We start from the raw sequence: 21,506 nt of genomic DNA, 5'->3' as shown, positions 1-21,506 counted from the left end.
CTAGCTACGCGGCACGCGACGGCAAGGGCTCAGCAGACCGCCGAGCAGCGCAACCAGCACCAAGCCCGTCGGCTCAGGAACCGCGACGCTTGATGTGCCGGCACCCCAGTTGAGCAGCATCGCGTTCAGCTCGTCGTTATCGACACTGCCGCCGATTGGCGGATCGCCGTTCCAGCCCAGCGGCAGCGGCGAGGTCGGAGCACCCCAGTTGAGCAGCAACAGGTTCAGGTCGAAGTTGTCCACGGCCCCGTCGCCGGTAAAGTCGCCCGGTTGGATGGCCGCATCGATCACCTCGCCCCGCAGCGTGAGCGCGAGCGTTTGCATCTGTTCGCCGGCGAGATCCTCGCCCGAAAGCGCGAGGGTGTAGGTTGCTTCAAAGACGCCTGCCATGCTGGTCATCAGGCTCGCTGAGGCGAGGCTGGCGGCCCCTTGCGACAGGCCAGAGAAAGCCGAGAGCCCCAGCGAGAACGCCGCGGTGTCGCCTAGGCCGAGGATCGTGTCGAGGTCGAGGTCGGCCGCAAACAGCGACCCGCCGGACCCAACGCCGAGATTCGCGATCGCCAGTTCGATCCCCGCCACGCTGTCTCCCAGCGCTACTTGACCAAAGTCGATAGTCGCGGCGCGGGTTTCCATGGCGGTCGAGAACGATGCCACCGGGTGACTGAGCACCGCAAGACTCATTGCGATCAGGTCGTTGCCATCCTGAGCGCCGCGGCCAACGCCCGCCCCGGTTGTGATGTCGAGGTTGTCGATCGTCACCACGCCCGAGGCGATCCCCGGCAGCGCGGTGTTCGCGGTAATACCGACATCAAACGTACGCGTATCGGTGCCGCCGTTGCGGAACGCGTTGTGTCGCCCCGTCAGGCTGCTGGTCGCCGCGCCCGCGGTAGTCACCTGAAAATAGGTTCCGTCCGACCCGCCTTTGTCCAGCGTGATGCTCTGCGTCAGCGTGGGCGTCGGCTGCCCGACATAAACGCGGCCGAAATCGAGCGCCAGAACCGAAGAACCGTCGGCCGAGGCAGACCCCCCGGCGAGTGTCACCTGACTATCGTTTTGATTGTCGACGAAGACCGACCACACGAATTCAGGGTGATCAACGTAGGGGTTGCGATTGTTGGTGTAGTACGAAGGGTTTAAGCCCGAACTATAGACCGCTTGATTGCGCCGGCGCTCAAAGGTGTCGGGCTCGTCGCGATAGTGCCATTGGACGAGCGAAGCAAGATCGCCCATTTGGTTCGAGCCGGGCTGGCCGTTGACCAGGGTCAGACCGCTATAGCGAGTGGCCGAGTAGAAGAGCGAGCGGGCCAAGTCGCCCGCGTCGGCGTCGCCCGGGTAATAGTAACCGCCCGCCACCGCTCCGAAGCTGCCCGTCGTATTGACCAAGCCGAAAGGATCGTTGCCGCGGCTGGTGTTGATCGAAGGATTGCTCGGTCGCAGAGAGTGGGGATCGCCCAGGTTGCCGACGCTCGAGTTGTTAGCGCTGCCCGTTTGCAGCGACTGGGGCCAAACGTGCTCACGGTTCCAGGTGGAGCCGCTATCCCAAGTGCCCGATACCGATGCCCGGTTGTAGGTCAGCAGGATGTTGCCCGGATTATTGGGGTCGGCGTCGTGGATGATCGCCGAGTTGCGGAAGTCGCCGTAGGTGCGCTGGATGTGCCCCGTCGAGGTGATCGACTGGAGCTGGCTTTTCAGCGCCGCGCCGGTCCCGGTTGCCCCCGCGTAGTAGCTGGGCGGAGGCAGGAAATCGACATCGTTGGCCCAACCGTTGCCGACAAATAGCAGGACCGCCAAAGAAAGGGCGGCGCGAAAGAAGTGCATCGGTCGCATTTCCAGAGGTTGTGGTAATCGTGGGGGTAGACCCTCAGATTAGCCGCAAACTCGGCCGATGCGTAGCAAAAAGCATAGGTTTGGCACCCGGCTGACCGGGTAATTTTTGGCGGAGACGGTCGTGTGCCTTACCTTCGCCGAGGTCCTCCGGCTGTGGGGTAAAATCCGAAGGTGTTGTTGAAGAACGTGGGATGGCCCGTGGCGAGCGCTTGCTCAGAGCCCTGGGGATTGAACGCGGGTCGGGCTGAAAGCTCTTGGAACCGCTGGTTCAGCAGCTGGGTTTGTCGCTGTAGCTGATCGTTGAGCCTTTGCTGCTGGAGCTGTGGCCGGACGAGCGTAGTGTAAGTCTCAAAGTTGTCGTCGAGCGACTCGTTGAATAACGACAAATAAGGGCTGACCGTGGGCCGGCGCGTGATTCCCGAAAACGGCTTCGCGGCGGGTCCGGCGGGCCGAAGTGAACTGTCGACGCGATACTGGGACGCGCGCGTGAGCCCGCTCGAGACCCCAATGCCGTTGAAAATGCCCGTGCTCTGGTTGAGCACGTTCTGGTTGATATTGGCGACCGTGTAGTTGATGCCCGACGTTTCCCGGCGATAGTTGTTGGCGTACTGCGAGCCCACGCCCGGTGAATTCAGCCCGAGTGGCTGAGCCGAGGCTTTCGTCACCAGCAGCGACAACGGCGCTACGCAGACCACGAGGGCCCACTGGCGCGTCAGGTTGCGGGGGGAAGGGGTGTTCATCGCTTCGGTCTCCCAGAAGTCGGCGGAGGCGCAGGCTGACAGCAGCAGTGTCTCCGCCAATTATAGATCGCCACCACAGGTGCTGACCATTCATTCCGCCTTGGATTGCCCTCCGCGCGGACCCAACCGGCTTGACCGCACTTACCCGCACAGGTCGGATCCAAGGCGGCGTTGCTACGCTTTTGTCGGGGTTGTGGGACGCACAAGAGTACGGCCCCGCATCTTTCCGGCGAGAATCTGCTGGAGAGCGGCGGGCAGCCCGTCGAAGTCGGTTTCGTGGACCAGCCCTTCTGGCAGGTCGATCCGCCAGGCCTCAGCAAGAAGATCCCAGATCTCGAGCCGGGGTGCGCGCGGACACTTCGCCGAGTCGATGCCGCACAGCGTCACGCCGCGCAGCAAAAACGGATACAGGGAGATCTCGAGGCGATCGCCGGCAACGAGCCCGCAGGCGGCGACCACGCCACGGTGCTTGATCGAGCGCAGCAGCGAGGCCAGTGGCGCTCCGCCGACCGTATCGACAGCCGCCGCCCAGCGCGCCGCTAACAGCGGATTGCCCGACTTGTCGGCCAGGGCTTCGCGCGGCAGCACCTCGACCACGCCGAGTTGACCCAGCAGCGTCGCGGCCTCGGGCTTGCCGCTCACCGCGGTTACGCGATAGCCAAGCTTGGCGAGCAATCCCACCGCGAAAACACCAACCCCCCCGGTAGCACCGGTCACCAGCACGGGGCCGGCTTCCGGTGAGACACGGTCTGTGATCGCTTTGACGCACTGGGCGGCGGTGAACCCGGCCGTGCCATAGATCATCGCTTGGCGTGTTGTCATTCCCTCTGGCAGCTCAACCACCCATTCGGCCGGAGTACGCACCATGGCGGAGTACCCGCCCCAACGGGTTGCTCCTTGGTCATAGCCCGTCACCAGCACTTCCTTGCCCAGCGGTAACGACTCGACCTGGCTCTGCACGACGCGCCCGGCGCAATCGATGCCTGGCACGTGTGGCAGATGGGGTGCAACCCCCGGATGTCCGCTTGCCGCCAGTGCGTCTTTGTAGTTGACCCCTGACCACTCAACTTCGATCACCACGTCGCCGGCGGGTAACTGGTCCAGCGTGAGGTGCCTCACTCCGCCCTGGGCTTGGTGCGGCGTTCCCTCGACGACATAAGCGGGAAAGGCGGGAGACATCGGCGACTGTCGGCGTGAAGGTGGGGGGAAAACGCAGGACAGGCAGGGTTGGTTCGCGATCAAGGTCACTTGCCGCACTGCTAAAAGCTAGCGATTGGCAGCTCCCCTCTTGGGCAGGGTCTGCTAAGGCGCTTGGCACACACCTTTTGCATCAAGTTCAAAGGCGACCTAGCGATGTGCTGCCTGCCCGCAGGATAGCAACCCACGCCGCCGCTTTGAAACGTCTTGCTAGCAGAATCGCGTGTGGTGATCGGCACAGCGTATGCACAGACAAATTACTTCGCGTTTGTGCGGAAACTAGCGCTGTCAGAATCGACCCCATACGCCAAATTAAATATTCGCGAGCGGTCTTGCTTCTCGCGACTCCTCTAGCCGCCCTCGCTCGCGGCGTCTCTTGCCCTGGAACAGGCACATCATGTCAACCAAATTGGTCAGAACCTTTAAGGCAGAACGGTTTGACAATCCTGTGGACACCGCCACGGGTCGGCTTGCCGAGAGCTCGCACCTCTTTCTACGGCACGTTCGCTGTCGTCAGGACAACGACACGCTGCTGCTGGAAGGCAAGGTGCCCAGCTACTTTCTAAAGCAAACGGCCCAATCGTTGGTGCAGTCGGTCGAGGGAGTCAATCGAATCGTCAACCACTTGGTGGTGGTCAACTCTTACGGCGTCAGCAGCGACTCGGAATAAGCGGCCCTTGCCCCTGCAGGGCACCAGGTTTTTGTCGGGCCCGCGAGATGGGGGAGACACTCGGCTTATGCCGGTGTTTTGAGCTTATGCTGGCGTTTTGAGATCGATCGGCAGCTGATCGATCTTCGCCGCCACAATAAAGTCGTTCTCTGAAAGCCCTCCGATGGCATGGGTCCAGAGTTCGACCGCCACATGACGGTATCCTTCAAGGTGCAGGTCGGGGTGATGCCCGTCTTCTTCGGCGACCTCAGCGCACCGGTTGAAGAACGCCATGCCCGACATGAAGTTCTTCACGACCCAATCCTTGCGGATCCGTTGGCCTTCGTGCGTGAGTCGCCAGCCTGGCAACTGCTTCAAGAGGTGCTGCGCTTGATCGAGCGGGCACGGATCGACGCCTCCCTCGCAAGGGACGCACTTTTTTTGGACAAGTTGGTCGGGGTCAGGAAGGGCCATGGGCGGGTTCCAGTGGACGGGGCAAAGGGCTCGACGGGACCGAATAATCTTCTGATTAACGACTACTATCGTTGCCGATCGCGCCCGATCGACAACCGTCCGCGCTGAAAACCGATCCTCGGTGAGTACCCTCCGCGGCAGGATCGCCTGTGCCTGGGCTGCCCGCAGCGGTAGACTGGCGGCGAGCCAATGACGGCTCGATGGGGTGAGGAACTCGCTCGCCCGGTTATCGTTGAGCCCGCTGTTTTTCTTCGCCACGAAGACTCCGATGCCTAAGTATGTCGTCCGCTATGGCGTGATGCGCCACCTTGGCGTGTTTTCAAGCCGTGGACGCGAAATCTTCAGCCGAGGCCGGCGCGTGATCGCCCGCACGGGGCGCGGGCAGGAAGTCGGAGACGTTCTGTGCGAAGCGACCGAGCATGTGCTCACGCAGATCGAAGACCCTCGCACCGGCCAGATCCTTCGCCCCGTGTCGCACGCGGAAGAAGTCGAACTGCGGCATTTGGCCGATCAGGTCGTCAGGGATCGCGCCGCCATAGAAGCGCGGATCGCCGAGCTAGGCCTCGGGATGAAGATTGTCGATATCGAGCGGCTCTACGGTGGCGAACGAGTCGTCGTTTACTATCTTGCGGAAGATCGGATCGACTTTCGCGAGCTGGTTAGGTTCCTCGCCAAAGATCTGCAGACGCGTGTCGAGATGCGCCACATCGGCGTTCGCGACGAAGCCAAGCTGCTGGCCGACTACGGTGATTGTGGCAAGCCGGTGTGCTGCAACACGCACTTGTCGGAGATGCCGCCCGTCTCGATGAAGATGGCGAAGCTCCAGAAAGCGACGCTGGACCCCACCAAGATTTCTGGCCGGTGCGGGCGTCTTAAGTGCTGCTTGCGTTACGAGTACGACACTTATCAAGAACTCCGCCGCGAATTGCCCCCTGTGGGCCGTCAGGTGCTCACCCGCGACGGTCAAGCGAAAGTCCTCTCGCAAGAGATCCTCACCGGTGAGCTGCTCGTCGAGACGGCCGAGGGGCGGCGTGTGGTGATCAATGCGGCAGACGTGCTGAGCGTGCTTGCCAAGTCGGATCGTGCGAGCGAGGAGAGTGCTAGCGGCGAGGATTCTAAAAAACAGACCGCTCCCGAATCAGCCGCACCTGCCCGATCGCGAGACAAACGTTCCCAACGAGATCGAGAAGCCCCGCCGGATGCCTCCGCTGACCCTTCGAAACGCTCACGGCGGGGGGGCCGCCGCTCGAAAGGGGGGGGCGACGTGGCAAGGGGTGGGCAGGATCCCGCGAAGCCGGACCCACAGCAGCCGGATCACCCTCCGGGCGATTCTGCCAGCGGTCCGCCCTCAAAGGGCACCCAAGTTTAGCCTGTCCCGCGGGTCGGCGAGATTGGCCGAAGGACTTTCCACCGGACCGCGGCGAACCCCCCGCGTGTTGCCCGACGCTCGTATCGAGACACAATCCCACCGCTACGCCGTGTCGCACGGGTCCGCAATCTCGCGCCCGTTGTTACACTACAACTGAAAGCGGCTTCGGTCTCGTTCAGAGCCGTCGCGTTTTTCTCGTTTTGTCCCACCACCCTGACGCGCGACGCTTCCCCCCCGCGAGGTTCACCTTGGCCGCTATGCTCGACCCGAAGCACCCGCTCGCTGAGTTGCTCCGCCGCGACAACCGCTATGAGTTCGAGGCGTACGTGTTCGTTTTCGACGCGTTGCGTTACGGCCAAGAGCAGATGGGCCTCGGCCAGCCCAACGCCGCGGACTATGAAGAAGACGACGACCAAGACGACGCCGAGAGCGGCGAGGCAGACGACGAGGCAGAGCGTCATGTTTCCGGCCAAGAGCTTTGCTGGGCGATCCGTCAGTACGCCCTGAATCAGTACGGACTGCTCGCCAAGAACGTCCTCGCGCACTGGGGAGTGACAAACACGGGCGACTTCGGCGAGATCGTCTTCAACCTGATCGATATCGGTCAGATGCGAAAAACCGAGGAAGACCGCCGGGAGGATTTTGACAACGTGTTCGACTTCGTCGAGGCATTTAACGAACAATGTGTCTTCACCCTGGGGGAAGACGAACTCGAAGAGGATGACGACGAGTGATCAGCGGCCCCGCTAGCGATCACCCTGCGCCACCGCCGGCGCGCTCCGCGGTCCGTCTGGCGAGCGTGCTTCCGCCGGCCGTGCTGTTCACGCTGTGGCTGCTGTTTTTACTGTGTCTCGCGTTGCGCGGTGCTTAGGCCGGTCAAGCTCTTTCGATGTCTCTCTCCCTCCGCTGAATTCGCGATTGCTACCAGCTCGCCGCTTCGTATTGTTGCTGAGGCTTCTTCCCCTCTCGATTCGAGCCCACCATGATTTGTCGGTTGATCGCCGTGGCCATGCTAGCCGCGCTACCCGTGCCGGTTCAGGCCGAAGAGCCGGCCGCCCGCCGCGACGCAACGGTAGCTCGCGCGGTTGCCTACTTGCGCGCGGCGCAGTCAGAAGACGGCTCGTACAGCAGCTTCGCGGGGCCCGCGATCACGGCGCTCGTGGCGACCGGCCTGATGGACAACGGGCTTACGCCGGTTGATCCGACCGTTGCCCGCACGCTGACTTACTTGGAAGGCTTCGTCCAAGAAGACGGCGGCGTGTACGGTCCCGACTCGATGTATCGCAACTACGAGACCTGCGTGGCGGTGCAGTGCCTCGACCGCGCTGCAAAGTCACCCAACGCGCCGCGTGACTACGCGGACACGCTCGCCGGGGCCGAGGTCTTCCTGAAAGGCTTGCAGTGGGATGAAGCCGAGGGACACGATCCCACCAGCACCAGCTACGGCGGGGCGGGCTACGGAAAGCATCGTCGGCCCGATCTCTCGAACACCGCGTTCCTGGTCGAAGCGTTGCACGCCCTCGGCCGCGGGCCCGAAGACCCGGCCATTCAGCGCGCGCTGCTCTTTGTGAGCCGTACCCAGAATCTGGAGTCGGAGCACAACACCACTCCTTTCTCGGTCAAGGTGGGCGACGGCGGTTTTTATTACACCCCCGCTGCAGGAGGATCGAGCCAAGCGGGCGAGACCGAAACGGGCGGACTGCGCAGCTACGGGTCGATGACCTACGCGGGCCTCAAGAGCATGATCTATGCGGGCGTGGGGCCCGACGATCCGCGTGTGCAAGCGGCCCGAACCTGGATCGCACGTCATTACACGCTCGAAGAAAATCCCCAGATGGGTTCCGCCGGCTACTACTACTATCTACACACGTTTGCCAAGGCGCTCGCCGCCGTGGGGGACGAAACCTTCGCCGATGCCGAGGGAGTCCAGCACCGTTGGCGGGCCGAGCTCATCGCCAAGCTGGCCGAACTGCAGACGCCCGCGGGATCCTGGATCAACCCCAACGAGCGCTGGCTCGAAGCGGACCCCAATCTCTCGACGGCTTACGCGTTGCTGGCGCTCGCCCAGTGTCAGTGAGCCGTTCACGCTAGCGAGAACTTTGAGCCCGCTCGCTTGCCGGCCGTCATGCTAGCAACGCCATCGTCGGCGACCGTGTGAGCAGCGTTCGACCTTTTTGCGATCACGCCGATTTGCTAAGAACCGCGCCGCGCTCGAGGAGTGTCCGCGCAGGTGCGTGGGCGTTGTGGCCTCGGGCGTGATGTCCTCGGCACGGATCGCCGCTATGCAGAACAGACTCTTCGCTTGGAAGCGCACCGCACTAAGCCTTGTCGCCATCGCGTCGGGGGCCGTCTTTGGTTCGGTGGTGCCGGCCCAAGCCCCGGATAACGCTTCTTCGCGTTACGCCTCGACACCGCGCTACGCTTCGCCCTCGGTCGATGCAGCGGTCGATGCGTGGGCGCGTGACCGTTTGGTTCCGCTCCAAGGAGAGGCGGCTGCCACCGCGGCCGCCGCGTTTGGTGCAGCCCCTCCGCCGACGAGCCCCGCACCGCTCAACCCATTTCGGTTCAACCCTGCTCCCGCTGCTGAGACAACGGCCAGGTTGATTGAAACTCCCCGTCCAACCGCTCCCAACCACCTGTCGGGGGGGAATCCGCTGCGTGGCGTGGCGGCTCCTCCAGCCCGGATCGACTCCGCCGCGGCGCGCGAAGCCTTCACGCCCTCGTCCCTGCCACCACAGGACCGCGAGCCGCACCGTATAGCGGTTGATCCCCAGGCGAATCATGCGGCACCACAAGAAGCGTTTGGTAATCCGTTAAGAAGCTTCGCGCCCGCCAGTCCTGCCGCAGAGCGTGCTGTTTCGGCGGAAGTTACGCCCCCCTCATCGACGCCTCCTCCGTCCCCGGCGACGTTGCCCGCCCCCGAGCCCTCGGCGCTACCGCTCCAGCCGCAGCGCGTGGCTTCGTTGCAGGCGGCCGAGCTGCAGCCGGCAGAGCTGCACGCAGCTGACGAGCCACTGCAATCGACCGCTTGGTCGCGCGATTCCCTGAGCGATGATCGTGCAGCGATGGTCGAGGGGACAGGCCAGCCTGGACCCGCGACCCTGGAAGGGCAGCAACGCGCTTCGCTCGTCGTTGAAAAGCGGGGCCCCGAAGAGGTCCGCGTTGGTCAGATGTGCCGCTTTGTTGTCACGGTTCGCAACACCGGCACGACGACCGCAGCCGGCGTAACGCTCACTGACGAGACCCCCATCGGGGCCACCTTTGTTCGTTCCACCCCCCCCGCGGACCAGCAGGGTTCGCGTTTGCGGTGGGAACTGGGTTCGCTCGCGGGCGGTCAAGAGACCACGGTCGAGATGCTGCTCATGCCGCAACGTGAAGGCCCGCTGGGGAGCGTCGCAACGGTGTCGTTTGCTGCCCAGGCGTCTGCCTCCACGCGTGCGACCCGTCCGCAGCTAACGCTGCGCGTTTCTTCTGAGCCTCGCGTCCGCGTAGGCGAAGCCCAACGCGTGGTGATCGACTTGCACAATCCGGGCACGGGTGCCGCTACCGGCGTGATGCTCAGCGAAGACATCCCCGCCGAGGTGAGCCACCCCGCCGGTGCCCAACTGGAGTTTGAGGTCGGCGCGTTGGCTCCCGGCGAGTCACGGCGACTGGAGCTGGTTCTCATGGCCGAGCGAGCCGGGCGCGTTGTGAACGCTGTGACCGCGATCGCCGATGGCGATCTGCGTGCCCAAGGCGCTACGGAGTTTGAAATTGTCGCGCCGGCCCTCGCGGTCCAAGTCGAAGGGCCACGGCGACGGTTCCTGGAGCGGCCGGCCAGCTATCGGGTGACGGTCGCCAATCCCGGCACCGCCGAAGCCCACGACGTGCGACTCGTAACGCATCTGCCCCGCGGCCTGGAGTTTGTTAGCGCTAACAATCTGGGCGAATACGACGAGCAGACCCACGCGGTTTATTGGAGCCTTGCCGAGTTGCCCGAGGGACAGCGGGGCGAGGTCGAAGTCGTTGCGCTGCCGATCGCCCCGGGCGATCACACCCTTCGTGTCGAAGGCGAAGCCAATGGCGGACTGCGTGTTGAAGAAGAAACCCGGGTGCGGGTTGAAGGCGTTGTCTCCTTGGCCTTTGATGTGCGAGATAGAAAAGATCCGATCGAGGTCGGCGGTCAGGCCGAGTACGACATCCGGGTTACCAACGAAGGAACCAAATCGGCGACGGGGGTTCGTGTTGCGATCGAGGCACCGCGGGGGATGCGCTTCGCCGATGCGCGGGGCGAGACCGCGGCACGCGTCGCGAATGACCTCGTTGAGTTTGCCCCCTTGGAGCGGTTGGCACCTGGCGCTGAGGCGCGATTCCAGGTGACGGTTCTCGGCGAAACGCCGGGCGACCATCGGGTAACCGTTTCGGTCGCCTCGGACGAGACGCCCCAACCGATCCGTCGCGAGGAGAGCACCCGCGTCTTTAGCGATGAGTGACCGCGCCAGCCGTGAACGCTAGCGAACGATCACGCAGATCGGCCGTGGAGCGGCGGTGCGGTTGAGCGTGTATCGGAGCGCTCCCGTCTTTGCATCGATCGCGAACACGGCGAGCGAGTCCGAGTCGCGCCCCGCGGCGATCAGCCACGCCCCATCGGGGCTCAGCCCAAAATGACGCGGCCAGCTTCCACGGATCGGTTCGCGTTCAACCGGATCGAGCACGCCGGTTTGCGGGTTGATCTGAAAAACACTGATCGTGTCGTGCCCACGGACCGCGGCGTAGAGGAATCGGCCGGAAGGGTGGACCGCTACTTCCGATCCGCTCGTGAACGTCTCGGCCGCCCGCTCGGCCTCGGTCAGCATCGGCTGGGTATCGATCCAGCCTAGCGTGCCCGTGGCAGCGTTCCAGCTGAAAGTCGAGACGCCGCAGAGGAGTTCTTCGACGACGTAGGCAAAACGCCCGTTTGGGTGCCACGCCAAGTGACGCGGCCCCCCCCCGCGCGCCGTGCCAGCATCGCTGAACGGTGTCAGACGCGCGCTGGCCGTGTCCAGCTGATAGATGCGGACCCGGTCTTGCCCCAGATCGGGGACCAAGGCGTAACGGTTGTCGGGCGAAACGCCGATCCAGTGCGGGTGAGGGTCAGCCTGCCGATCCGGCACCACGCCCGAGCCACCTTGGTGCTGGACGATCCCCGTCGAGGGGCCGATGCGGCCCGCTTCGTCCAGCGGGTACGCCACCACCGAGCCTCCGCCATACTGGGCAGAGAGCAGCACCTTGCTCGACTGATCGACCGAGACATGGCACGCTTCGCCGCTGCCGGTGGGTTGCACGCCGAGCGATTCCAGAAGCACGCGGCCCGTGGAGCGGTCGATCTGCCAAGCAGCGACAACCGCCTCACCCGCTTCATTGCCGGTTGAGTACAGCACCGGCAGGCGGGGGTGCCGAGCCAAAAAGCCCGGCGCATCGATCGTACCGACAAGCTCCGCGGGGCTCAGCTTGCCGGTCTGGCGGTCGAGCGTGGCGTGATAGATCCCTTTGGGCGGGTTGCGGAGCGGCTCATGGGAGGGCTCAACGCCGATCCACACGTCGAGCGGCTGCGCACTGGAGGAGCCACCGGTCAACAACGCCGCGGCAATGGCGAGTGACCAACACAAGGACACCACGTTCATAGGGCACGCTCGCTGCGGAGAGGCGGATTAGTGCTTGTAGACTTTATGCTGCGGCCGACCGGCAAGGATTTCTTCTTTGCCCCAGTTGGTAACGCCGCGGAAGGCGTCGCTGGTGATGAAATCACGAAACGCCTGCTCGTCGTTCCATTCGCTTGTGATGAGATACGAGTTCTCATCGGTCGTGTCGCGCCACAGGTGCGACGCCGTGTGACCCTCGGCGGCGTTGAGCGCGCCGATCACCGCCGCAAACTTCTCCTCGAACAGCGTCGCCTTGCCAGGCAAGACAACGTAGTTCATTCCAACGGTCACCATGAGGGCTTCCTGCATGAACGGGGGCAAATCGAACGGATGCCGAATCGTTTGCGAGCCGCCGGTCGCTCGGGATCGCACTTGAGTTGGTCGGCGGGTGAGTATAACCACCGAACGCGCAGCGATCAGCAGACCGGACCGTGATTCGCACGGATCGGTCGGCCAGTAACCTCAGTCGTTGTTCGACGGTGCCAAGGCCAGCGTCCGCAGGGCGTCGAGGGCACCGAGCAGGCTTTCTCGTGAAATCGCTTCCCAGTCGGTCAGCTTGTGGGCCAGGATCGCGAGCTTGAACTGTTCAAAGGCGTCTGCCACATCATCTGGCAGTTCGGCCACATTGGCGAACGGCCGCACCCGCGGGGTCGCCTCAGCGACGGGGCCCTCTTCATACGCCGCACCGGTCGAGGTGCTGCTGCGCTCGTCCGAAGAATCGGCGTCGCGCTCGGCAACCGCGGTTGAATCGTCGTCGGTATCGAACGGGGCGTCTTCAAAAGCGGTTGCGGAAGGGGAGCTATCGAGGGCGCTGCCCGCGTCTTCGTCGATCTCGCCCGAGAAGATCTCGTCTTCGGTGGGTTTGACCCCATCCGGGGCACCGACCGCTTCCCAGCGGGCCCCACGCATTTGCGAAACGCTCCAGCCGTTGGTGATCGCGCCTTCCAGCCACATCTCGGCGTCGGACCAGTCGAGGGCGGCTTGGAAGTGGCTCCAATACAGGCCCGGATACTGATCGCACGCATCGCCAAAGCGGGCGTGGACGCGCCGGAGCCGTCCGACGTGCTGGCTGGTAACCCCGCCGACCAATCGCGCCCACGCTTCGTCGGAGTACTCGGTGACGGCGGCGGTGGTAGCTTCCAGCGCGGCGCGCCAGTCACCGATGATACGGCCCTTTTCCCAGTTGGTGGTGCTTACCAGATCGTTCCAACGGCCAACGAAAGGCGTCGATGAGCGGACCGTCTCGGGCGAGAGGTCGGGCAGTGACTCACCAGCGGTGGTGCCGGTGACGGTGCCTTCGCTCGCGAGTTCTGGAGGCAGGGCGCGGGCATGGTCGGCGGCGGTTGCTTCGCGGGGCATGCGGTGTAGGGGGGGCGAGGGGGGAGAAGGGTTCAGCGGGGCCCCAACGGTCGAGATGCGCCAGACTGGGCCGCAATCTCTGGGCGGGGGGCGACGAGTTTATCGCGCCGGCCGCTCCGCGCGATCGACCGATCCGCGCAACGAGGTCGGCAAACCTCCGCTTGGCGGTCCTACAACCGGTGCGTTCGCGCGCCACGACACCGCTACGCACGAAAAAACCCGGCTGACGCGGTGGTCGGCCGGGCGATCGCCTCGACAAAAGTCGTTGCCAGATTCGTCGCCGAGTTCGGGGAAAACTCGTTCACAGCTTGTCGGCAGCGCCGCAGCCGGTGGTCACTCCGCGGGAGCGATCACCTCCGACTCGAACCCGCAGCTCTTGTGCGTGCCATCGCAAAACGGGTTGTTGCCCGACTGTCCGCAACGGCACAGGGCGTAGGCGGGCTTGGCGGGATCCAGCGGGAAGGCGTTTCCCTCGGCATCGACCAGGGTAAACTTGCCTTCGATCAGCAAGGGGCCGTTCTTACGAACGTTTATCTTCACATCCGACATCTTTCGGCAGACTCCAGAGCGAGGGGTGGGGGCGACTAACGCCACCTATTGTGCCCGGCATGCCGTCCCCCGCCCAGTCGCCCGCCGGGCAAGCGCACGACAAAGCAATCGCCAGCACGATCCGGACTGCGCCCCTCTTTGAAGAGGTCTTCACGGGTGATCTCAACGCCACCGAAGCGCTTGCCACCGATCCGAAGGTCTGGGCCAGGCTGGCGATAGGGCTGACCTTCGATCAGAACCTGGACTCGTTTGAAGGGGGAAGGTCGAGTTAGGGCGTCTCGCGGAAACGGATCCGGAGCACAATAGGTTGCGGGCTGGTGCCGGGAGCCGCTGAGACCGGTGCGGTGGGGGTCGGCGCTACATGAACGCTGGCGTCGCTTGTTGCCGGCTGGGTGGGCGGGGCAACTTGCGACGGATCGATTCGCCGGAGTTGTATTTTGAGCCGCACCACGCGGAGCGGCGTTGCGGCTTGGGTGCCGATCGCCCGGACCGGTGCTTGCGGGGCGAGATTCGGCAGCGCCGGATTGGACGCAGGCGGGCCGGGCGATGCGGCGCTGTGGTCGGGGCCCACTTGATGCAGCGAGCCTTGTCCGCCACGCAGCTCGGCGAGCAGCCCTTCGACCTGTTCGCGGCCGCCATCGAGATACAGCAACTGTTCTTTGGCGTCACGCATCGGCGCTGCCGGTTCGACTTGCAGACCCGAACGCTTCGCCGCGGCGAGGGTCACCGGCAGCTCGGGCGCTGCCGAAGGGGCCAGGCGTTCGCCGAGCACCCGCTGCCACCGTTCGGGCGTAGTTTCGACATCCACCACCTGCAAGCCGGGGACGGCGCGCTGCATGGCGGCGATATTTTGATCAAACGACCCGCTGCCGCCGCGTGGTTCGGGGCGACCATAGAAGCCAATCATCAGCGCCGCCGCTGCCGCCACGCCGGCCCAAACCCAGCCGCGTGCCGATCGACCGAATGGCAAGCCAAACTCGCCGTCGGGTTCCAGGCCCCGCAGATCCTTGGGTTCATGCGGACCATTGTCTGCCGGGCTCTCCAGCGATCCCGCGGCTTGGCGTCGGAGGGCTTCGGCGAGCACCCCCTGCGACAGGTCTCGGTCAAAAGTCGGGGCGGCCTGCTCTTGGCAAAGGTTGCGAAGCGCTAGCAAGTCGTCGGCCAATCGGCGCGCAGCGGCGTTCGTCCCGAGCAGGCGCTCGATCTCAGCCTGCTCGTCGGGACTCAGCTCACCGTCAAGATAGGCGCTGATCCGCTCACACGCTTCCTCGGGTAGGGGGGCATCCGATCGGGAGACGCTGGCGTTCATAGCGGCGTTTGGCTGGGTGATCGCTCCGTCGTCGCCGCGCACGGTGCGAGGCGACGACGGAGCCAACCGACTTGATGGTTTCTTAATGAGCGATGATTCGTTAACGAGCGGCTGCCAGGGCAGGGGCGTCGGGCGGCTGTTCGCGGAGCGGGCTATTCGGAAGCAGCGCGGAGCGGGTTATTCGGAAGCGGTAGAGTCGTCGTCGATCAGCGGACCTAAGCGGTCACGCAACTGGGCTCGGGCGCGGAACAAACGGCTACGTACCGTACCGACCGGTACGCCGAGCACCTCGGCGATCTGCTGGTAATCCATGTCCTCAAACTCGCGGAGCACGAGCACCTCGCGGTGGTCATCGGCCAGTTCGGCAATCGCGGCATGCAGCTGCTCGCTGCGCTCGGTCTCGTGCAGTGGGGTCTCGGGCGAATCGGTTGTGGCCGTCGGTTCGGGGCCGCCGGCGTCTTGGACGGTTGTCAGCGACACGCGCGGCCGCCATTTACGGTTCTTGCTGATCGCCAGGTTGAAGGCGACGCGGTACAGCCACGTGTAGAACTTGGCCGATCGCTGGAAGGTGCTCAGCTTCAAGTAGGCTTGGATAAAGGCTTCCTGGGCAGCGTCCTCGGCCTCTTCGGCCGAGCCGGTCACCCGCAACAGGGCCCCCCGCAGCCGATCCTGGTGTCGCCGCACCAGTTCGCCGAAGGCCGCGGAGTCGCCCGCCAAAGTGCGGTCGATTAAACGGTCGTCGATCGCGCGGTCGTCGCTAGCGGTCGGAGCGGCTGAAGGGGGATCGGTGCGGGACAAGCGGCAGGGAGGTGGGTCGATGTCTTGTCGGTAATGGGAGACGCCGCCAGCAGGCCGCGCGTTCCCGGCAAAATCCGAAGAGCTGGCGGGCACGAGCGATAAACGGCCGGCTCGCAATAGTTTACGCTTATAGGGCCCCGCAGCCGACGCCGCTTTGCGGCTTACCGGGGGGGCGACCCACCCCGCCGCGACGGCAAGCTGTTGTAACGTTCTTTGTCGGGCCCCGCCGGATCGATCGACTTTCCATGAGTGTCCCGGCTCCCGCCGATCGGCCCGACCCCCTTGGGTGGGCCCCCGCTGAGATCGAGCGGCTGCGGCTCGCGGGTCTGTTGCGGCAGCGGGGTGCAACGCCCTCCGGAGCAGACGGACCCCCGCTCGTCGATTTCGGGGCCAACGACTATTTGGGCCTGCGGTCGGATCCACGCCTTGCCGCGGCCGCCGCCGCCGCCGCCGACCGCTATGGTTGGGGGGCCGGGGCGAGTCCCGTTGTCTCGGGCCGGACCGAGGCCCACGCCGAACTCGAACACCGGATTGCCGCGTTCGAGGGGACTGAAGCGGCCCTCGTCTTTCCCTCCGGATTTGCCACTAACGCCGGTGTGATCCCCGCCTTGGTGGACGAGCAAGATGCGATTCTTACCGACGAACGGAACCACGCGAGCATCATCGATGGGTGCCGGCTGGCTCGTGCCGAGCGGCACGTTTATCGGCACGCTGAAGCGAACGATGTGGAGCGTTTGCTGCGTCAGACCGCCCCCCGGCGGCGCCGGTTGATCGTGACCGACACGCTGTTCAGCATGGAGGGCGACTTCGCCCCGCTCGTCGAGATCGCCCAACTCGCCCTTGATCACGGTGCCATGCTGCTGGTGGACGAGGCCCATGCGACGGGCGTGTGGGGTGGCACAGGCCGTGGTGCCGTGCAGCATCTGCTGGCGGATCGGCCCGATCTGCTGCCGGCAGTAACCGTGCGAGTGGGGACACTCAGCAAGGCACTCGGTTCGGCAGGCGGGTTTGTTGCGGGAAGCGCTCAGCTCATCGACTGGCTCTACAATCGAGCCCGCTCTTATGTTTTCTCGACCGCTTGCCCGCCAGCGGCGGCGGCGGCGGCAACAGCCGCCCTGGGGATCGTGACCTCGGAGCCGCACCGCCGGGAGCGCGTTCGTTCGCTTGCCCAGCAGCTGCGGGCGGCGCTGGCTGAGGAAGGCTGGGACACCGGCGCAGCCGCGAGCCAGATAGTGCCGGTCCGGGCGGGCGGCCCCGAAGCCGCGGTGGCGCTGTCGCGGCGATTGGCCGAGGCGGGGTTCTACGCCCCCGCGATTCGGCCCCCTTCGGTGCCGAGCGGCCACTCGCTGCTGCGGCTGAGCGTTTCAGCCCGGCACTCGAACGACGAGATTCATCGGCTGGTGGCGGCGCTTCGTTCGGCACGATCGCCACGATCGGTCTAGGTTCACAAGGATCCGCCGACCCGTACGGCGGGCCGAAGGGTGCAAATCAAGCGGTAGTCTAGGGTTACAGCGATCCGTTCTGATGAGCGAATCGTTGACCGGCTGGGTAGCCGTGTCTACTATCGAGCTTTACCCCGCGAAGTTTCCCCAGGCTGCTTGTTCTGCCAGGGTTCGCGCCCGCCCGACGTCTGCCACTTCCGCTGGAAGGCCCTTCCTTTGTTGATCGCCATCTTCCTCGGTGTTGTGTCGCTGGTGGTGCTTGTCGCCGCGTTCCTCGCGTCCAAGCGTTGGCACTGGGGCAGTGTGCTCGCGCTCGTGGCGTTTTATTTTGCGTCGGTGGCGTTCTTGATTCTCGCCGCGCAGACGCTCAACGCCCGCAACTCATTACAGAAGCAAGTTGTCGATACTGACAAGCGGCTCAACGCCGAGCTGGAAGGAATCGATGCGCTTGAGTCGGGCACGCGCGTTGCCAGCGTCGTGCGCCGGCTGGCGGGCCAGATCAACGTGGCGGACGACGCGACCGAACTCGCCAGCGTTGGCCGCATGGCACATGAGCTACGGCTGAAGAGCCGAGCGCGGGGCCGCGTGTGGCGGAACGCCGAACCGGCCGGCGAGGTCGATCTTGCAACCGGGCAGGTCCGCGTGAGCTTTCCCGCTAGCGCTCCGAAGACCAGCAATCCGGATGACCCCGATGCCGAGCCGGCCGCCGCCGAAGATACCAGTGCGGCGACGGCCCGCCTGGACCTCGAACCCGAGTCGGTCGTGTACCTCTTCGAGCAGGGCAATGCCAATCAGCAGCAGTACCTGGGTGAATTTGTGGTCAAGGAGGTCGACAACGAGGGACGCACCGCTCTGCTGTTACCGCTTGGCCAGCTCGCCGAAGACGACTACGCAGCCGATCGGTTGATCAACAGCCAGGGCCCCTGGATCGTGTACGAGTCGATGCCCGCCGATAGCCCCAACCTGTTTGCGGGTCTCAGCGAGAAACAACTTCGCAAGCTGCTGCCCGAATCCACAGTCCAAGAGTACCTGCGCGACGGCACGCCGGCCGAGGCAGACGATGATCCGGAACGACGCGAACCGCTCGACGCCGATGGTCAGCCGATCCCGCCCGGTAGCGAGACCGAACCCGTGAGCTTCCGCTACCGGCGGTTGGTGCGTGACTACGCGTTCTTGCTAGCAGACTCGGAGCAGCTTTACGCTGAGCTGACGGCCCTGCAGTCGAGCGCACGAGTTGAGGTGGAGCGACTCCGCGAGGCCCTCGCTGGAGCGGAAAAACTCAGTGAGTTCCGCAAGGCGCAGATCGAGGCAACCCGTAGCGATCTGGTCGCCGTCGAACGCGATCGCGATGCAATCGAGACGCATCTGAACCGACTCAACGAGCAGCTAGCACAGGCTGAAACCCTGCTCGAGACCACCTTGCAAGAGAACGCCGCCCTCGCGGCGCAGATTGCCAGCGCACGGGGGCCGATGACCCCGGTTGTGTCGCCCGCGCTCGATGTGGACGCCCTCTGAGCCGGTACCGTTAACAGGGCGGAACTTTTCGTGGGGCCGGCCTGACAAGGTCAATCGCCGACTCACTCCTGCCGGAGAGGGGGGCTCCCCGGCCGAGACAGTCGATTTCTTGCACGCAGGGGCGATGCCCTTTGCGTCGGATTCGTCCTACGATAAGTACTGGCAAAGCGTTGCGAGCGGCTCGACTCTCCGTCCGTCGCTCAGGCAGCCAACATCGATCCGGGACGACGGATGGGCATCTACGACCGCGACTACGAGCGGAGTTACGACACGGGCAGTGGCTGGCGCGATGGCGGCGGTCGGGGCGGGGGGAGCGGCTTCGCGAATTGGTCTGCCAACGCCAAGCTGCTGGCCGTGCTCGGGGTGGTCTATCTCTTGCAGCTCTTCACGCTCAGTCGAGGGGCCGGCATGGCGGCCCCCGAGTCGCTCGTCACGAACCTGCTCGAGCTGCCGGCCGACTGGTATCAGCGTCCTTGGCGCATTTATACGCTCGTGACCTACGCGCTAGCGCACGACACGCGCGGCATCCAGCACCTGTTCTTTAATGGATTGGCGCTCTTCTTCTTTGGCCGGGCGGTCGAGCCGCGGCTGGGGGGGCGAGAGTACCTGGCCTTCTTCTTTGCTTCGGCGGCGTTCGCGGGCTTGGTGTGGAGCGTGGCGGAGCAGTTCGACAACGGCCCCCAGGGGATGCTCGTGGGGGCTGATGGTGTTGTCGCCAGCGTCGCCCCCGGACTGGTGGGGGCCTCGGGTGGGATCTCTGCCATCCTGATTCTGTTCGCGTTGTGGTACCCCCACGTGAAGGTGCTGTTGTTTGGTGTGGTGCCGATGCCGGCTTGGCTGCTGGCTGTCGTATTCTTGGGGCAAGACATGTTCGGCGCGGTAACGCGCTCGGGAAATATCGCTTACACAGCGCATCTCGGCGGTGCGCTGTTTGGCTTTCTGTATTTCCGCTACGGGCTGCGGCTGAGCGATTGGTTTGAAGCGGCCGAAGGGGGCCTCAAGCTCCCTTCACTCAAGCGGCGTCCAAAGCTCCGCGTGCACCGCGAGGCGGAAACCGAGGCGGATCCGGACGAAGAGCAACTGGATGCGGTGCTCAGAAAGATCCAAGCGACCGGCCAGGACAGTCTGACGGCTGCCGAGCGGCGGATCCTCGCGCGGGCGAGCCGCCGTTTTAAAGAACGGCGTGAGTAGGCACGGTTTTTAGAATCCTGTGCTACCATGGGCACCCACGGCCCAGGCCACGCGACAGTTGCAGCAGGTCGCTGAAGCAGCGATTCGTCCCTCCGAAAACCTATATGGCGCGCCCCCGCTTGCGCGCTCCCGCCTCCTATGAACGATCCTCCTCCGTTCGCGATCTCTGGCTCGACGGGACTCGTCGGGTCGGCACTGATCGATTCGCTCTCCGCCGATGAGATTCCCGCTCTGCGGCTCGTTCGTGGCGAGCGGAGCCCGGCCCCCAACGAAGCTCTCTGGGAGCCGAAGGCCGGCAAAGTCGACGCCGCACGCCTGGAGGGAGTCGAGGTTATCGTTCACCTGGCGGGCAAGCACATTGCCGGCGAGCGTTGGACTCCGCAAGTCAAGCAGCAGATCGTCGATAGTCGAGTCAACAGCACGCGGCTGCTGGCGGAGACGATCGCCAGCATGGACCGCAAGCCGCGGGTTTTTGTCTGTGCATCGGCAACCGGCTACTACGGCAATCGGGGCGACGAGCCGGTGGATGAGACTTCGCCAGCCGGAGAGGGCTTTTTGGCCGAGACGTGTCAGCAGTGGGAAGCCGCTTGCCAACCTGCCTGGGAGGCGGGCGTACGGGTTGTTCAGCTGCGTATTGGGATCGTGCTGAGCCCCAAGGGCGGGGCGTTAGAAAAGATGCTGCCGTTGTTCCGCTGGGGCGGTGGTGGAGTGCTGGGCAGCGGCGATCAGGTGATGAGCTGGATCGCGCTGCCCGATCTGGTCAGAGCCATCCGTTTTGTGGCGGGCAACGACGCCGTCCATGGTGCGGTCAATGCGACCGCTCCCCAGCCGGTCAGCAATCGGGAATTTACGAAGACACTCGGAGCAAAGCTCGGTCGGCCGACCTGGGCCCCGGCCCCGGCGTTCGCGCTGAAGCTGGCGATGGGCGAGATGGCCGAGCCCCTGTTGCTCCATGGCTCCCGGGTTCTTCCTCACCGTCTCGAGGAAGCGGGCTTCCGCTTTGAGACGCCCGACTTGGGGTCCGCGCTGGATCAGGTGCTGGGGAAGGGCCGATAGACTTGTTTTAGCGGCCCAAACTTCTACCGGCAGGAAGTTGCCGACGCTAAGGCAGGCATCTAGGGTCCTTTGGGGGGTAAGGCGGGTCGGTTTGCTCACCATTGTGCCAAAGCGGCGGATGCGTAGACTCTAGGGGCTGTAACGGCTGCTAGGGAGCGGCCTTGCGTCGATCTGCGGAGCCAACTGCAAGTCGCCCGATTGTCGGCTGCGGCCAACGGTCTTCCGTTTGCTGGGCCCTCCCCGCCTGCTGCTCCGCCTTGCTTGCCGTTACTCCACCGATATCGCTGCTGTAGAGATGCTTGCCGACGGTTATCCCCAGTCAGCGGGGTGCCCCTGTCGGAATGCGTTCTCCTCAGATCACGATGCTTTGG

Annotated in this window: 20 protein-coding genes; 10 read left to right on the top strand and 10 right to left on the bottom strand. The window is 64.6% G+C overall.

The window, feature by feature from the left end:
• The 3 genes from Pla111_RS08895 to Pla111_RS08885 form a co-directional block, all read right to left on the bottom strand.
• On the bottom strand, positions 1–1,818 hold the full coding sequence (locus tag Pla111_RS08895) for an endonuclease I family protein (RefSeq protein ID WP_197524879.1): 1,818 nt from the start codon (positions 1,816–1,818) through the stop codon (positions 1–3).
• Positions 1,819–1,955: 137 nt separating this feature from the next.
• The gene (locus Pla111_RS08890) at positions 1,956–2,567 is read right to left on the bottom strand and encodes a SlyX family protein (RefSeq protein ID WP_146573447.1); all 612 of its coding nucleotides are present in this window, start codon (positions 2,565–2,567) and stop codon (positions 1,956–1,958) included.
• Positions 2,568–2,741: 174 nt separating this feature from the next.
• On the bottom strand, positions 2,742–3,746 hold the full coding sequence (locus Pla111_RS08885; RefSeq protein ID WP_146573445.1) for a YhdH/YhfP family quinone oxidoreductase: 1,005 nt from the start codon (positions 3,744–3,746) through the stop codon (positions 2,742–2,744).
• Positions 3,747–4,161: 415 nt separating this feature from the next.
• Between Pla111_RS08885 and Pla111_RS08880 the strand changes: the two genes are divergently transcribed.
• Entirely contained in the window at positions 4,162–4,434 is a 273-nt protein-coding gene (locus Pla111_RS08880; RefSeq protein ID WP_146573443.1) for a BON domain-containing protein, read from the top strand.
• Between the two features lie 84 nt (positions 4,435–4,518).
• Here Pla111_RS08880 and Pla111_RS08875 read toward each other — a convergent pair whose 3' ends face one another.
• On the bottom strand, positions 4,519–4,887 hold the full coding sequence (locus Pla111_RS08875; protein WP_146573442.1) for a 4a-hydroxytetrahydrobiopterin dehydratase: 369 nt from the start codon (positions 4,885–4,887) through the stop codon (positions 4,519–4,521).
• 268 nt (positions 4,888–5,155) lie between these two features.
• Here Pla111_RS08875 and Pla111_RS08870 point away from each other — a divergent pair, with 268 nt between their 5' ends.
• The 4 genes from Pla111_RS08870 to Pla111_RS08855 all read left to right on the top strand — a co-directional run bounded on the left by Pla111_RS08870 (position 5,156) and on the right by Pla111_RS08855 (position 10,728).
• Positions 5,156–6,256 (top strand): PSP1 domain-containing protein, encoded by a 1,101-nt coding sequence (locus Pla111_RS08870; RefSeq protein WP_231930857.1) that lies wholly within the window; start codon positions 5,156–5,158, stop codon positions 6,254–6,256.
• 257 nt (positions 6,257–6,513) lie between these two features.
• Positions 6,514–6,990 carry a Minf_1886 family protein gene (locus tag Pla111_RS08865; RefSeq protein ID WP_146573440.1) on the top strand — a complete coding sequence of 159 codons (477 nt, stop codon included), beginning with the start codon at positions 6,514–6,516 and terminating at the stop codon, positions 6,988–6,990.
• 248 nt (positions 6,991–7,238) lie between these two features.
• Positions 7,239–8,333, top strand: a complete 1,095-nt coding sequence (locus Pla111_RS08860) for a prenyltransferase/squalene oxidase repeat-containing protein (protein ID WP_146573438.1) — start codon at positions 7,239–7,241, stop codon at positions 8,331–8,333.
• Between the two features lie 205 nt (positions 8,334–8,538).
• The gene (locus Pla111_RS08855) at positions 8,539–10,728 is read left to right on the top strand and encodes a DUF11 domain-containing protein (RefSeq protein WP_146573436.1); all 2,190 of its coding nucleotides are present in this window, start codon (positions 8,539–8,541) and stop codon (positions 10,726–10,728) included.
• Between the two features lie 18 nt (positions 10,729–10,746).
• On the opposite strand, the gene Pla111_RS08850 is transcribed toward Pla111_RS08855, so the two are convergent.
• From Pla111_RS08850 to Pla111_RS08835, 4 genes are all read right to left on the bottom strand, one after another.
• Positions 10,747–11,898 carry a lactonase family protein gene (locus Pla111_RS08850; protein WP_146573434.1) on the bottom strand — a complete coding sequence of 384 codons (1,152 nt, stop codon included), beginning with the start codon at positions 11,896–11,898 and terminating at the stop codon, positions 10,747–10,749.
• A gap of 27 nt (positions 11,899–11,925) precedes the next feature.
• A complete protein-coding gene (locus tag Pla111_RS08845; RefSeq protein ID WP_197524878.1) occupies positions 11,926–12,225 on the bottom strand; it encodes an antibiotic biosynthesis monooxygenase family protein in 300 nt (99 codons plus the stop codon).
• A 153-nt stretch (positions 12,226–12,378) separates the two neighbouring features.
• Positions 12,379–13,275, bottom strand: coding sequence for a hypothetical protein (locus Pla111_RS08840; protein ID WP_146573432.1), 897 nt, complete (start codon positions 13,273–13,275; stop codon positions 12,379–12,381).
• A 333-nt stretch (positions 13,276–13,608) separates the two neighbouring features.
• Positions 13,609–13,824 carry a CDGSH iron-sulfur domain-containing protein gene (locus Pla111_RS08835; RefSeq protein WP_146573430.1) on the bottom strand — a complete coding sequence of 72 codons (216 nt, stop codon included), beginning with the start codon at positions 13,822–13,824 and terminating at the stop codon, positions 13,609–13,611.
• A 59-nt stretch (positions 13,825–13,883) separates the two neighbouring features.
• Between Pla111_RS08835 and Pla111_RS08830 the strand changes: the two genes are divergently transcribed.
• Positions 13,884–14,096: a hypothetical protein gene (locus tag Pla111_RS08830; RefSeq protein ID WP_146573428.1), complete on the top strand. Its 213-nt coding sequence runs from the start codon at positions 13,884–13,886 to the stop codon at positions 14,094–14,096.
• Here Pla111_RS08830 and Pla111_RS08825 read toward each other — a convergent pair.
• Positions 14,093–15,199: a zf-HC2 domain-containing protein gene (locus Pla111_RS08825; RefSeq protein WP_146573426.1), complete on the bottom strand. Its 1,107-nt coding sequence runs from the start codon at positions 15,197–15,199 to the stop codon at positions 14,093–14,095. The genes Pla111_RS08830 and Pla111_RS08825 overlap by 4 nt on opposite strands.
• Before the next feature lie 111 nt (positions 15,200–15,310).
• Positions 15,311–15,931, bottom strand: a complete 621-nt coding sequence (locus Pla111_RS08820; protein ID WP_231930855.1) for a sigma-70 family RNA polymerase sigma factor — start codon at positions 15,929–15,931, stop codon at positions 15,311–15,313.
• Between the two features lie 245 nt (positions 15,932–16,176).
• Here Pla111_RS08820 and Pla111_RS08815 point away from each other — a divergent pair, with 245 nt between their 5' ends.
• The 4 genes from Pla111_RS08815 (at position 16,177) to Pla111_RS08800 (ending at position 21,135) form a co-directional block, all read left to right on the top strand.
• Positions 16,177–17,373: an aminotransferase class I/II-fold pyridoxal phosphate-dependent enzyme gene (locus tag Pla111_RS08815; RefSeq protein ID WP_146573424.1), complete on the top strand. Its 1,197-nt coding sequence runs from the start codon at positions 16,177–16,179 to the stop codon at positions 17,371–17,373.
• Between the two features lie 216 nt (positions 17,374–17,589).
• A complete protein-coding gene (locus tag Pla111_RS08810) occupies positions 17,590–18,888 on the top strand; it encodes a hypothetical protein (RefSeq protein ID WP_146573422.1) in 1,299 nt (432 codons plus the stop codon).
• 231 nt (positions 18,889–19,119) lie between these two features.
• Entirely contained in the window at positions 19,120–20,079 is a 960-nt protein-coding gene (locus tag Pla111_RS08805; RefSeq protein WP_146573420.1) for a rhomboid family intramembrane serine protease, read from the top strand.
• 138 nt (positions 20,080–20,217) lie between these two features.
• Positions 20,218–21,135: a TIGR01777 family oxidoreductase gene (locus Pla111_RS08800; protein ID WP_146573418.1), complete on the top strand. Its 918-nt coding sequence runs from the start codon at positions 20,218–20,220 to the stop codon at positions 21,133–21,135.
• Positions 21,136–21,506 lie beyond the last annotated feature (371 nt).

Source organism: Botrimarina hoheduenensis (genome assembly GCF_007859815.1).
In the GTDB taxonomy this organism is placed as follows: Bacteria; Planctomycetota; Planctomycetia; order Pirellulales; family Lacipirellulaceae; genus Botrimarina; species Botrimarina hoheduenensis.
The sequence above is the reverse complement of the archived record's forward strand: the minus strand, read 5'-3'. Positions and strand labels throughout refer to the sequence as shown.